10 protein-coding genes and 1 riboswitch are annotated in these 12,293 nt (G+C 70.1%); of the genes, 6 read left to right on the top strand and 4 right to left on the bottom strand.

Going from position 1 to position 12,293, the window contains the following annotated elements; genetic code table 11:
- Positions 1-20: 20 nt before the first annotated feature.
- Positions 21-1,181 (top strand): citrate synthase, encoded by a 1,161-nt coding sequence (locus tag ACFY9S_RS22580; protein ID WP_391131347.1) that lies wholly within the window; start codon positions 21-23, stop codon positions 1,179-1,181.
- A 14-nt stretch (positions 1,182-1,195) separates the two neighbouring features.
- Here the strand turns inward: ACFY9S_RS22580 and ACFY9S_RS22585 are convergent, their stop codons facing one another.
- Both ACFY9S_RS22585 and ACFY9S_RS22590 read right to left on the bottom strand, forming a co-directional pair.
- Positions 1,196-1,831: a DUF6082 family protein gene (locus ACFY9S_RS22585; protein WP_391131349.1), complete on the bottom strand. Its 636-nt coding sequence runs from the start codon at positions 1,829-1,831 to the stop codon at positions 1,196-1,198.
- 211 nt (positions 1,832-2,042) lie between these two features.
- On the bottom strand, positions 2,043-2,282 hold the full coding sequence (locus tag ACFY9S_RS22590; protein WP_391131351.1) for a hypothetical protein: 240 nt from the start codon (positions 2,280-2,282) through the stop codon (positions 2,043-2,045).
- A 735-nt stretch (positions 2,283-3,017) separates the two neighbouring features.
- Here ACFY9S_RS22590 and ACFY9S_RS22595 point away from each other — a divergent pair.
- Positions 3,018-4,175, top strand: coding sequence for a GTP-binding protein (locus ACFY9S_RS22595; RefSeq protein WP_391131353.1), 1,158 nt, complete (start codon positions 3,018-3,020; stop codon positions 4,173-4,175).
- 88 nt (positions 4,176-4,263) lie between these two features.
- Here ACFY9S_RS22595 and ACFY9S_RS22600 read toward each other — a convergent pair whose 3' ends face one another.
- Positions 4,264-6,717: a DNA topoisomerase (ATP-hydrolyzing) gene (locus ACFY9S_RS22600; RefSeq protein ID WP_391131355.1), complete on the bottom strand. Its 2,454-nt coding sequence runs from the start codon at positions 6,715-6,717 to the stop codon at positions 4,264-4,266.
- A 283-nt stretch (positions 6,718-7,000) separates the two neighbouring features.
- Between ACFY9S_RS22600 and ACFY9S_RS22605 the strand changes: the two genes are divergently transcribed.
- From ACFY9S_RS22605 to ACFY9S_RS22620, 4 genes are all read left to right on the top strand, one after another.
- Positions 7,001-8,368, top strand: coding sequence for an insulinase family protein (locus tag ACFY9S_RS22605; protein ID WP_391131356.1), 1,368 nt, complete (start codon positions 7,001-7,003; stop codon positions 8,366-8,368).
- Positions 8,365-9,753, top strand: a complete 1,389-nt coding sequence (locus ACFY9S_RS22610) for an insulinase family protein (protein ID WP_391131358.1) — start codon at positions 8,365-8,367, stop codon at positions 9,751-9,753. Before ACFY9S_RS22605 ends, ACFY9S_RS22610 begins: the two co-directional genes overlap by 4 nt.
- A 192-nt stretch (positions 9,754-9,945) precedes the next feature.
- Positions 9,946-10,110: riboswitch (cyclic di-AMP (ydaO/yuaA leader) on the top strand.
- A 12-nt stretch (positions 10,111-10,122) separates the two neighbouring features.
- Positions 10,123-10,911: a peptidoglycan DD-metalloendopeptidase family protein gene (locus ACFY9S_RS22615; RefSeq protein ID WP_391131360.1), complete on the top strand. Its 789-nt coding sequence runs from the start codon at positions 10,123-10,125 to the stop codon at positions 10,909-10,911.
- A 187-nt stretch (positions 10,912-11,098) separates the two neighbouring features.
- The gene (locus ACFY9S_RS22620) at positions 11,099-11,794 is read left to right on the top strand and encodes an FCD domain-containing protein (RefSeq protein ID WP_391131362.1); all 696 of its coding nucleotides are present in this window, start codon (positions 11,099-11,101) and stop codon (positions 11,792-11,794) included.
- Between the two features lie 163 nt (positions 11,795-11,957).
- On the opposite strand, the gene ACFY9S_RS22625 is transcribed toward ACFY9S_RS22620, so the two are convergent.
- Positions 11,958-12,239, bottom strand: a complete 282-nt coding sequence (locus ACFY9S_RS22625; RefSeq protein WP_003993478.1) for an HPr family phosphocarrier protein — start codon at positions 12,237-12,239, stop codon at positions 11,958-11,960.
- Positions 12,240-12,293 lie beyond the last annotated feature (54 nt).

Here is a 12,293-nt window from a genome sequence, read left to right on the forward strand (position 1 = left end):
TCAAGTCCAGGGAGGAACTCATGTCCGTCAACAGGTCAGCAGCCACTCTTGTCGAAGCGCCTCGGGGGCTTGCCGGTGTCGTCGTCGCCGATACCCGGATCGGGGATGTCCGCGGTCGGGAGGGCTTCTACCACTACCGCCAGTACTCCGCCGTCGACCTCGCGCGGACGCGCGGCTTCGAGGACGTCTGGCACCTGCTCGTACACGGCGAACTGCCGGACGCCGAGCGGAGCGTGGCCTTCGCGGCCGAGACCGCCGCGCTGCGGCGCCTGCCCGCCGATCTGCGAGCGGCGCTGCCGGCCATCGCCGCGGCCGGCGCACGCTCCGGGCCGCTGGCCGGGATGCGTACCGCGCTGTCGCTGCTGGGGGCGGCGAAGGGCTTCCGCCCCGTGTACGACATCGACGCCGACCGGCGCCGGAGGGACACGATCGAGGCGGCCGCGGCCGTACCGACGCTGCTCACCGCGCTGCACCGGCTGGGTCAGGGGCTGGAACCCGTGGAGCCGCGCGAGGATCTCACCTACGCGGCGAACTACCTGTACATGCTGACCGGTTCGGTACCGACCGAGCGGCATGCGCGGGCGATCGAGCAATACTTGATCTCAACCATCGACCACGGATTCAATGCATCCACCTTCACGGCCCGGGTCATCGCGTCGACGGGTGCGGACGTGGCGGCATGCCTCGCCGGGGCGGTGGCGGCGCTGTCGGGCCCGTTGCACGGGGGCGCTCCCAGCCGGGCTCTGGACACCCTGGACGCCATCGGCACCCCGGACCGTATCGATCCCTGGGTGCGTCAGCGGGTGCTCGCCGGTGAGCGCATCATGGGGTTCGGACACGCGATCTACCGCACGGAGGACCCGCGGTCCCGGATGCTGCGCGAGGTCGCCCAGGGGTTCGGCGGGCCGCGGGTTGACTTCGCCGTCGAGGTCGAGCGTCACATCGAGGCGATTCTGGCGGAGCTGAAGCCCGGCCGGGAACTGCACACCAACGTCGAGTACTACGCGGGCGTGGTCATGGAACTCTGCGGTCTGCCACGCGAGATGTTCACACCGACCTTCGCCGCCGCCCGGGCGGTGGGCTGGAGCGCCAACATCCTGGAGCAGGCGGAGGACACGAAGATCATCAGGCCGGTGGCGCGGTATGTGGGGCCGGAAGCGCCGGCGCCTGTGCCCGCCTGAAGGTCCGTACCCGGCTACGGGGGGCTGGGAGTGCTGCGGCCCTGAGTCTCGCGGATGGCCTGCTCGAAGAGGCGGAAAAGGCGTCCCTCGTGACTGTCCGGCGAGAGGCCTTCCTTGGCGCCGCGGGATGCCTCCCAGTAGCGCTGGAAGGAGGGACTCCTGAGAAGCGTGCGGGCGTACTCGAGTAACTCCCCTTCCGTCACGTCTCCCCATTCGTAGAAGAGGAGGTAATGGCCGAACGTGAGATTGGCAAACAAGTTCTGGCGCACTACTTCAGCGGTCTCGTCCGGGTAGTCATTCCACACGCTCGCCAAGGAGGGGTCATCCATGGCCATCTGGGTCAGCTGAACGTGCAGGGCTCGGAGATCGGATCGTGCGCTGCGTCGTAGTTCCTCGCGGGAGGAGATGAGTTCCTGTCGCTGCAATGTCAGTTCCTGACGCTGCAAGCGCAATTCCCGCTGCTGGAACAGTAAGGTGATCACGAGAAGGAGGAGGGCAAGTCCCGAAAAAACAGCGCTGATGCCCCCGAAATAATCACCGACAGCGCTGCGCTCAACCGCCTGGCGCCGCCCGCCGTTCACGTCCTCGACACCACTCAGTAGCCAGCCACTGATCACTATGGAACCGGCGCCGACGAGTGCTGCGCCCATGAGGCCTGCTGCGCCCCACAGGCTCATCCGTAACAGCGACCGGCTGAAGCGTCGGCGATCCATCCGCCCCCCAACGTCTGCGGGATGCTTCCCCGTTGGAGGGAGGGGAAACCGGCTCTCCTTTTCGCGACGCCTGCGGCACGACCGGTGCACGCAGGCGGTCCGTCCCTCTGCGTCGGCGAGCAGACCGACGGCTGTGCCGACGTGCGGATCAGGCGTCCGGGATGTCCGCCTTGGCGCGGACGAGTGTCTCCCGGGAAATGGACACGATCCGCTCGTAGTCGGCCCGCGAGGCATCGATCGGAAGTTCGCTGTCGAGCGTGTCGGTGACGTCTGTCCCGATGACGGCGAAGTTTCCGTCTGCCAGTTCAAAAATGTCAGGGCAATTAGCGCCGGAGTTGCTTCCTCGTTCACGTGGTGAAGCGCCGATCCGACGGATAATCTGCGTCACTGATTGTCCTTAGAGCATGGGTGCATGGCGGAGTGCACATTTGCCGAAAGCTACGAGCGATGCACAGTAGGGGGCTCGTCCTCGACGAGCGGACGCCGCTTGTGGCATCGCCCGGGTGTCTGGCAGTAAAGCGCATTCACCTACGGTCGGCGATGCGTCTCCACATTTTTCTCGGCCGATCATGCCGTGGAAGGGCGGCGCCGAGGGGGACATGGGGCTGCAGCGTTGGAGAAGAGGTACTGGCGCTGCTTCCTGGGGAGACGGTCCCGTCGGAGGCGTCGAGCACCTCGGCCGGCTCCGGATCGTCCATCGCCTTGCTGAGCAACGCCCAGTGCAGACGCTGTACCCGCCACCAGGCCCATCCCTGCCGAGGCGGGGCCCTCCAACAATCGAAACCCGTATTTCCCAGTGGCCGTGTGGCCCCCGGCTCAGGCGCCTCCCGCCGGTCGTCGGCGCGCCGGTCGACTGGAGAGCCCGGCGAGCGGTGGGCGGCGCTTGCCGTCTCCCAGAGCGCCGAGCGGCTCTGATCGGCGGGGAGGCGGAAAGAAGGCGCACGCAGCACAGCGCGGGTCGCGTAGGCCGGCGCCCTGCCCAACGTCTGCCCCCGCGAGTGCTGCTGACAGTCGTTGACTTCGGCGTGGATCTCCCGGCTCGTATCCTGGTGCGGCATCCCCATTCCCCACGTGTGCCGGGAACGCGAGCCGGTGCACGCGTCGGCGCGAGAGAGGTCGCACGGTGAGCCAGCCGAGCCCGAAACCGCAGCAGATCCCGGTCGTCGTCCTGGCCGGATTCCTCGGCTCGGGAAAGACCACCCTGCTCAACCATCTCCTGCACCGCAGCGGCGGCAGCCGTATCGGCGCCCTCGTCAACGACTTCGGGTCGGTCGAGATCGACGCGATGGCCGTGGCGGGAGCGCTCGGCGACTCGACGGTCTCCCTGGGCAACGGCTGTCTGTGCTGTGCCGTCGACGCGAGCGAACTGGACCAGTACCTGGAGCGGCTCGCGGAGCCCTCCCTCGGCATCGACGTCATCGTCATCGAGGCCAGCGGTCTCGCCGAGCCGCAGGAACTCGTGCGGATGCTGCTGGCCAGCGAGCACCCCGGGGTCGTGTACGGAGGGCTCGTCGAGGTGGTCGACGCCGTCGAGTTCGACGACACCCGTGCCCGGCATCCCGAGATCGACCGGCATCTCGCGCTGGCCGACCTCGTCGTCGTCAACAAGCTCGACCGGGCGGCGGACGGCGAACGTGTCCTCGGGCTGGTCCGGTCCTTGGTCGACCGCGCCGCCGTCGTCCCGGCCACCTACGGCCGGATCGACCCCGAGTTCCTCTTCGACTGCCGCCCGAGCGAGGAGCGCATCGGGCAGCTGTCCTTCGACGACCTGCACGAGGACGACGACCTGCACGAGGACGACCCGCGCGCAGCGGCCCCGCACGCAGACGCCGCCCACGGACTGGCCCCGCACCAGCACCGCGCGGACGACCACGCCGGCCACCTGCACGCCGCGTACGACAGCCTGTCGTTCGTCTCCCGGGAGCCGCTCGACCCGCGTCGGCTGATGACGTTCCTGGACAGTCGGCCCGAGGGGCTGTACCGGATCAAGGGCTACATCGACTTCGGGCCGTACGACGTCCGCAACCGCTACGCCGTCCACGCCGTCGGGCGGTTCCTGCGCTTCTACCCGGAGCCCTGGCCGGGTGGCGGCGAACGCCTCACCCAGCTGGTCCTCATCGGCTCCGGGATCGACGCCCCCGCCCTCGGCAAGGAGCTGGAGGCGTGCAGGAGCGAGGCCCCACATGCCGACGAGCACGGCATGTGGGGCGTCCTGCGGTACGTGCGGGACCCCGAGGAGGACGCCGCGGACCCGGCCCGGACCAGCCCGGCCACCGCCTAGACCGACCCGGCCACCACGGCCAGCGTCTGCTCCACGGCACCGTTCAAGAGCCACCAGAAGAAGGGCCCTCAACCGGCCCGGCCACCGCCTAGACCGGCCCGGCCACCACCGCCACCGTCTTCGCCAGGGACACCCCCGAGCCGTCGCGGCGCGGGTCGATGTCAGGGAGGTCGGCCGGGGTGCCGTTCTTCTGCGCCGCGAGGGCGGGGACGGGGCCCGCCCAGGCCAGGGACAGACAGTCCTCGCCCTTCAGGAACCGCTGGCAGCGGACGCCGCCCGTGGCGCGGCCCTTGCGCGGGTACTGGTCGAACGGGGTCAGCTTGGCCGTCGTCTGGACGGAGTCGTCCAGCGTGCCCCGCGAGCCCGCGACGGTGAAGACCACGGCGTCCACCGCCGGGTCCACCGCGGTGAAGCAGATGACCTTCGCGCCCTCGGTGAGCTTGATGCCCGCCACACCGCCGGCCGGGCGGCCCTGCGCGCGGACCTGGGACGCCTGGAAACGCAGCAGCTGCGCGTCGTCGGTGACGAAGACCAGGTCCTCCTCGCCGGTGCGCAGCTCGACGGCGCCGACGATCCGGTCGCCCTCCTTGAGGGTGATCACCTCGAGCTCTTCCTTGTTGGCCGGATAGTCCGGCACCACGCGCTTGACGACGCCCTGAGCCGTGCCGAGCGCCAGGCCCGGCGACGACTCGTCGAGCGTGGTCAGACAGACCACTGTCTCGTCGTCCTCCAGGGAGACGAACTCCGCCAGCGGCGCGCCCCCCGCGAGATTCGGCGCCGTCAGTGACTCCGGAAGCTGGGGCAGGTCGACCACGTTCAGTCGCAGCAGCCTGCCCGCCGAGGTGACCACGCCCACCTCGCCGCGGGCGGTGGCCGGCACCGCCGAGACGATCACGTCGTGCTTCACGCGCTTGGCGCCGGCGTCCTCCGTGAAGGGCTCGCCGTTCGCCGTCCGGGCCAGCAGACCCGTCGAGGACAGCAACACCCGGCACGGGTCGTCGGCCACCTGCAGCGGCACGGCCGCGACCGGGGCACCGCCCGACTCCAGCAGGACCGTACGCCGGTCGGTGCCGAACTTCTTGGCGACCGTGGCCAGTTCGCTGGAGACCAGCTTGCGCAGCTCCGTGTCCGAGTCGAGGATCCGGGTGAGCTCCTCGATCTCCGCGTTGAGCCGGTCCTTCTCGGACTCCAGCTCGATGCGGTCGTACTTGGTCAGACGGCGCAGCGGCGTGTCGAGGATGTACTGCGTCTGCACATCGCTCAGCGAGAACTGCTCCATCAGGCGCTGCTTGGCCTGCGCGGAGTTCTCGCTGGAGCGGATCAGACGGATGACCTCGTCGATGTCCAGCAGGGCCGTCAGCAGACCCTCGACCAGGTGCAGCCGGTCGCGCTTCTTGCCGCGGCGGAACTCCGAGCGCCGTCGCACGACGTTGAAGCGGTGGTCGAGATAGACCTCCAGCAGCTCCTTCAGACCCAGCGTGAGCGGCTGGCCGTCGACAAGGGCCACGTTGTTGATGCCGAAGGACTCCTCCATCGGCGTCAGCTTGTAGAGCTGCTCCAGGACCGCCTCCGGCACGAAGCCGTTCTTGATCTCGATGACCAGGCGCAGGCCGTGGGCGCGGTCGGTGAGGTCCTTGACGTCGGCGATGCCCTGGATCTTCTTCGAACCGACCAGGTCCTTGATCTTGGCGATGACCTTCTCGGGGCCGACGGTGAAGGGCAGTTCCGTGACCACGAGGCCCTTGCGGCGGGCCGTCACGGGCTCCACCGACACCGTCGCCCGGATCTTGAACGTGCCACGGCCGGACTCGTAGGCGTCCCGGATGCCGGACAGGCCGACGATGCGGCCGCCGGTGGGCAGGTCGGGGCCCGGGACGTGCTTCATGAGGGCGTCGAGATCGGCGTTCGGGTACCTGATCAGATGGCGGGCGGCGGCGATGACCTCGCGCAGGTTGTGCGGCGCCATGTTCGTCGCCATGCCGACCGCGATGCCCGAGGCGCCGTTGACCAGGAGGTTCGGGAAGGCGGCGGGCAGGGCCACCGGTTCCTGCTCCTGGCCGTCGTAGTTGGGGTTGAAGTCGACGGTGTCCTCGTCGATCGACTCCGTCATCAGGCTCGTCGCCTCGGCCATCCGGCACTCGGTGTACCGCATGGCGGCCGGCGGGTCGTCGTTGCCCAGCGAGCCGAAGTTGCCGTGGCCGTCGACCAGGGGAACCCGCATCGAGAAGGGCTGGGCCATGCGCACGAGGGCGTCGTAGATGGACGCGTCGCCGTGCGGGTGCAGCTTGCCCATCACCTCGCCGACGACACGGGCGCACTTCACGTACCCGCGCTCGGGGCGCAGGCCCATCTCGCTCATCTGGTAGACGATGCGGCGGTGCACGGGCTTGAGGCCGTCGCGTGCGTCCGGCAGGGCTCGGGAGTAGATGACCGAGTACGCGTACTCGAGGAAGGAGCCCTGCATCTCGTCGACGACGTCGATGTCGAGGATCCGCTCCTCGTACGAGTCGTCGGGCGGCGTCTTCGTGCTGCGGCGGGCCATCGCTGCCGGCTCCTCCTGTTACTGGTCACTCGCCTACGGGACGCTCGTGTCGGTGACGACCGCCCCTGCGGCTCGCTCTGCTGCTGCGATCCGGATCTGACGCCGACCATTGTGGACCTCCGCACTGACAACCGGGACCAGGACCCTGTCCGGGACGCCTCGCGTGCTTCCGGGACCAGGTCGCCGCCGGGAACTTCACCAGGGCTTCGCACGCTTGCATACAGTGGCAGGACCAGCAGGAAACCGCGGTTGTGAAGACCGCTCCGCGATCGAAGGGACGTACATGCCCATGGGTCACACGGCCACAGCCCAGGCAGGCTCCGGGGGCCTGACAGCGACCGAGCACCGCCTGGCCAACGGCCTGCGCGTGGTGCTCTCCGAGGACCACCTGACCCCGGTCGCGGCGGTGTGCCTCTGGTACGACGTCGGCTCGCGCCACGAAGTCAAGGGGCGCACCGGTCTGGCTCACCTTTTCGAGCACCTGATGTTCCAGGGTTCCGCCCAGGTCAAGGGCAACGGCCACTTCGAGCTCGTCCAGGGCGCGGGCGGCTCGCTGAACGGCACGACCAGCTTCGAGCGGACCAACTACTTCGAGACCATGCCCGCCCACGAGCTGGAGCTCGCCCTCTGGCTGGAGGCCGACCGCATGGGCTCGCTGCTCACCGCGCTCGACGACGAGTCGATGGAGAACCAGCGGGACGTCGTCAAGAACGAGCGCCGCCAGCGCTACGACAACGTCCCCTACGGCACCGCTTTCGAGAAGCTGACCGCGCTCGCCTACCCGGAGGGCCACCCCTACCACCACACCCCGATCGGCTCCATGGCCGACCTGGACGCCGCGACCCTGGAGGACGCGCGCGCGTTCTTCCGCACCTACTACGCGCCGAACAACGCCGTACTCTCCGTGGTCGGCGACATCGACCCGGAGCGGACCCTCGCCTGGGTCGAGAAGTACTTCGGCTCCATCCCCAATCACGACGGCAAGCCCGCTCCGCGCGACGGCTCGCTGCCGGAGACCATCGGTGAGCAACTGCGCGAGGTCGTCGAGGAGGAGGTCCCGGCGCGCGCCCTGATGGCCGCCTACCGGCTGCCGCACGACGGCACGCGCGCGTGCGACGCGGCCGACCTGGCCCTCACCGTCCTCGGCGGCGGCGAGTCCTCCCGCCTCTACAACCGGCTGGTGCGGCGCGACCGTACGGCCGTGGCGGCCGGCTTCGGCCTGCTGCGGCTCGCCGGGGCGCCCTCCCTGGGGTGGCTGGACGTGAAGACGTCCGGTGACGTGGAGGTTCCGGTCATCGAGACCGCCATCGACGAGGAGCTCGCCAGGTTCGCCGAGGAGGGCCCCACGGCGGAGGAGATGGAGCGCGCCCAGGCCCAGCTGGAGCGCGAGTGGCTGGACCGGCTCGGCACGGTCGCCGGCCGCGCCGACGAACTGTGCCGGTACGCCGTGCTGTTCGGCGACCCGCAGCTCGCCCTGACCGCCGTCCAGCGTGTGCTGGAGATCACGGCGGAGGAGGTCCAGGAGGTCGCCAAGGCCCGCCTGCGGCCCGACAACCGCGCGGTGCTCGTGTACGAGCCCGTCACCGACGAGGACGCCACCGAGGACACCGCAGCCGCGGCCGGCGACGAGAACGAGGAGGCGGCCAAGTGACCGAGCTCGCCACGATGGACTTCCACGCCCGGCCGCAGGCGGGCGACGCCAAGCCGTGGGCCTTCCCCGCCCCCGAGCGCGGCACGCTCGACAACGGCCTGACGGTGCTGCGCTGCCATCGCCCCGGTCAGCAGGTCGTCGCCGTGGAGGTCCTGCTCGACGCCCCCCTGGAAGCCGAGCCGGCCGGCCTCGACGGTGTGGCCACGATCATGGCCCGGGCCTTCTCCGAGGGCACCGACAAGCACTCCGCCGAGGAGTTCGCCGCCGAGCTGGAGCGCGCGGGTGCCACTCTCGACGCGCACGCCGACCACCCCGGCGTCCGGCTCAGCCTCGAGGTGCCGGCCTCCCGGCTCGCCAAGGGACTGAACCTGATCGCCGACGCGCTGAGGTCGCCCGCGTTCGCCGACAGCGAGGTCGAGCGGCTGGTCGCCAACCGCCTCGACGAGATCCCGCACGAGCTGGCCAACCCCTCCCGCCGCGCCGCCAAGGAGCTCTCCAGGGAGCTGTTCCCGTCGGACGCGCGTATGTCGCGGCCCCGGCAGGGCACCGAGGAGACGGTCGCCGCGATCGACTCCGCGGCCGTTCGCGGCTTCTACGAGAAGCACGTCCGTCCCGCCACGGCCACCGCCGTGGTCGTCGGCGACCTCACCGGCATCGACCTCGACGCCCTGCTCGGGGAGACCCTGGGCGCCTGGACGGGCTCCTCGGCCGAGTCCCGCCCCGTGCCGCCGGTGACCGCCGACGACACCGGCCGGGTCGTCATCGTGGACCGCCCCGGCGCCGTCCAGACGCAGTTGCTGATCGGCCGGGTCGGCCCGGACCGGCACGACCGCGTGTGGCCCGCGCAGGTGCTCGGCACGTACTGCCTCGGCGGCACCCTCACCTCCCGTCTGGACCGCGTCCTGCGCGAGGAGAAGGGCTACACCTACGGCGTACGGGCGTTCGGCCAGGTCCTCCGGTCCGCTCCGGACGGCACGGGTGCCGCGATGCTCGCCATCAGCGGTTCCGTCGACACGCCCAACACCGGCCCCGCTCTGGACGACCTCTGGACGGTGCTGCGCACCCTCGCCGCCGAGGGGCTGACCGACGCCGAGCGGGACGTCGCCGTGCAGAACCTGGTCGGGGTGGCTCCGCTGAAGTACGAGACGGCCGCGGCGGTCGCGAGCACGCTGGCCGACCAGGTCGAGCAGCACCTGCCCGACGACTACCAGGCCACGCTGTACCGTCAGCTCGCCGCGACCGGCACCGTGGAGGCCACCGCGGCGGCCGTGAGCGCCTTCCCGGTGGACCGTCTGGTGACCGTCCTCGTCGGTGACGCTGCGCAGATCAAGGCGCCCGTGGAGGCCCTGGGCATCGGCGAAGTGACCGTCGTCGCCGCCGAGTAGCGGCACGCGCGCGTAGGGGCCCTGGTTGTCTTCCAAGGCACCAGGGCTCCTTTATGCCCGAATTGATACGGAGGTTGCCTGTCTGCCCTGTGGGATCCGCTACAAACACCAGGATTCGTTTGGGAATTGAAAGTGGCGCCGCTTAGCGTCGTCCGGGCTGTTCGTCAGGCAGTGCGCCGCATCCGCGGCACCGGACAGTCATCGCCGAGTCCCCGTACGGCGCGAGCCAGGGGAGCCGGGGACCCATCGAAGTCCCTGGGGTGAATCGGGCGCCCGCGCGAGCCGCGAGGGAGTCCGTAGGAGACCTTCCTGCTCCGAACCCGTCAGCTAACCCGGTAGGCGAGAGGGAAGGAAAGGACCAGCCACTACATGGCGTTCACTCGCGCCACCGGGAAGCACCGTCGTCCCAGCAGGATCCAGCGCGGCACCGCCCGCGCCGCGGGCGTCGCGGCCCTCGCCACCACCGGCGTGATCGGTACCGTGGCAGCCCCCGCGGCCTTCGCCGCCGAGCCCAGCGCCGAGCAGACCGGCCTCACCCCGGTCGTCACCATGGGCGACACCGTGGCCCAGCAGATCGACGCCCAGGCGGTCGCGCAGCAGCAGGCCGCCGACGAGACCGCCGCCAAGCAGAAGGCCGAGGAGGCCGCCCGCAAGCAGGCGGCCGAGGCGGCGAAGAAGGCCAAGCAGGCGGCCGAGGAGGCCCGTGAGGTCAAGGAGCGTGCCGCCCGCGAGGCCGAGCGCAAGCGCCTCAACACCTTCGTGTCCCCGATCTCCGGCTCGTACGTCTCCACCAGCTATCAGGCCAACAGTGGCCTGTGGTCCTCCGGCAGCCACACCGGTGTCGACTTCCACGCCGCCAGTGGCACCTCCGTCCACGCGGTCGGCGCGGGCACCGTCGTCGAGGCCGGCTGGGGCGGCTCGTACGGCAACCAGATCGTGATCAAGATGAACGACGGGACGTACACCCAGTACGGCCACCTGTCCTCCGCCGGCGTCTCGGTGGGCCAGCAGGTCACTCCGGGCCAGCAGATCGGCCTGTCCGGCGCGACCGGCAACGTCACCGGGCCACACCTGCACTTCGAGGCCCGTACGAGCCCCGAGTACGGCTCGGACATCGACCCGGTCGCCTACCTCCGCTCGCACGGCGTGAACGTCTGACCGGAACCTCAGCGCTGTCCCCGAAGCCCCGGCTCCCCGAGCCGGGGCTTTCGGCGTTTACTGCGGAGCCTGTCCAAAAAATATCCCTGGATTCCCGCTTGCCGTCGGAAATTCCGGCTCATTGCAATAGAGTCACGGAACGGGCGCCGCTCGTCGGCGTTTCACGGGAATTAAGGGGAGGTCGGTCATGCGTATTCCCGCGCACTCGGTGTGCACGGCCATCCGGGACGACATCGTCGCGGGTGTCCACGGACGCGGCAGCCGGCTCACCGAGGAACTCCTCGCCCGCCGCTACGGCGTCTCGCGGGTGCCCGTCCGGGAGGCGCTGCGCACTCTGGAGGCCGAGGGCTTCGTGGTGACCCGCCGGCACGCGGGCGCGTGCGTCGCCGAACCCACCGAGCAGGAGGCGGGCGACCTGCTGGAGATGCGCATGCTCCTGGAGCCGCTCGGCGCGGCCCGCGCCGCCCAGCGCCGCACCGAGGCGCATCTGAAGGTCCTGCGCGGCCTGGTCAGGCTGGGCCAGGAGCGGGCCCGCCGCGGCAGCAGCGACGATCTGCGCTCCCTCGGCGGCTGGTTCCACGAAACGCTCGCCCAGGCCTCCGGCAGCCCCGCACTGACCTCGATGCTCACCCAGCTCCGCCACAAGATCGCGTGGATGTACGCCGTGGACGCGCCGGTCAGCCCGGTGGAGTCCTGGACGGAGCACGGCGCGATCGTGGACGCGGTGGCGCGCGGGGACGGCGAGCGCGCGCGGGCGGTCACGGCGCTGCACGCCGAGCGCGCGCGGGGTGCGCACCGACTGCGTTTCCGCTCCGGCAGGGAGCCCGCGGACCATGTGAGGAACTCGCAACATCCCGTAAACACGGCGAGCCCGCGGCATTAACACGGCGGCCGTATACAAAGAGCAGCCAATTCGTGCGGGTCTATTTCCCTTGCCCGGAAACTGGAAATTCCAGAATTCTGGCCCCTCGTCGATGGGAATGACGAAGGGCTCGCCCGGCGAATACGGACGAGCCCTTCGGTGTGCGCCGGATCGGCGCACGGGATCAGACGGTCTCGGGCAGTTCCTCGAGACCCTCGGAGACCAGCTTGGCCAGCCGGTCCAGGGCGGCGTCCGCGCCCTCGGCGTCGGAGGCGAGGACGATCTCCTCGCCACCCTGGGCGCCGAGGCCCAGGACGGCCAGCATCGAGGCCGCGTTGACGGGGTTGCCGTCAGCCTTGGCGATCGTCACCGGGACGCCTGCGGCCGTGGCGGCTCGGACGAAGATGGAGGCGGGGCGGGCGTGGAGACCCTCGGCCCAGCCGACGTTGACGCGGCGCTCAGCCATGTGTTGCTGCCCTTCGGTGTTCAGGGTTGTCTAGACCAGTTTCCCATATCGTGA

Source organism: Streptomyces sp. NPDC012474, assembly GCF_042955185.1.
In the GTDB taxonomy this organism is placed as follows: domain Bacteria; phylum Actinomycetota; class Actinomycetes; order Streptomycetales; family Streptomycetaceae; genus Streptomyces; species Streptomyces cahuitamycinicus.

Excerpts from the sequence above, each read along its gene's own strand:
- ACFY9S_RS22615 (WP_391131360.1), top strand. The coding sequence starts at position 10,123 with ATGGCGTTCACTCGCGCCACCGGGAAGCACCGTCGTCCCAGCAGGATC.
- ACFY9S_RS22585 (WP_391131349.1), bottom strand. The coding sequence starts at position 1,831 with ATGGGCGCAGCACTCGTCGGCGCCGGTTCCATAGTGATCAGTGGCTGG.
- ACFY9S_RS22620 (WP_391131362.1), top strand. The coding sequence starts at position 11,099 with ATGCGTATTCCCGCGCACTCGGTGTGCACGGCCATCCGGGACGACATC.
- ACFY9S_RS22625 (WP_003993478.1), bottom strand. The coding sequence starts at position 12,239 with ATGGCTGAGCGCCGCGTCAACGTCGGCTGGGCCGAGGGTCTCCACGCC.
- ACFY9S_RS22580 (WP_391131347.1), top strand. The coding sequence starts at position 21 with ATGTCCGTCAACAGGTCAGCAGCCACTCTTGTCGAAGCGCCTCGGGGG.
- ACFY9S_RS22600 (WP_391131355.1), bottom strand. The coding sequence starts at position 6,717 with ATGGCCCGCCGCAGCACGAAGACGCCGCCCGACGACTCGTACGAGGAG.
- ACFY9S_RS22605 (WP_391131356.1), top strand. The coding sequence starts at position 7,001 with ATGCCCATGGGTCACACGGCCACAGCCCAGGCAGGCTCCGGGGGCCTG.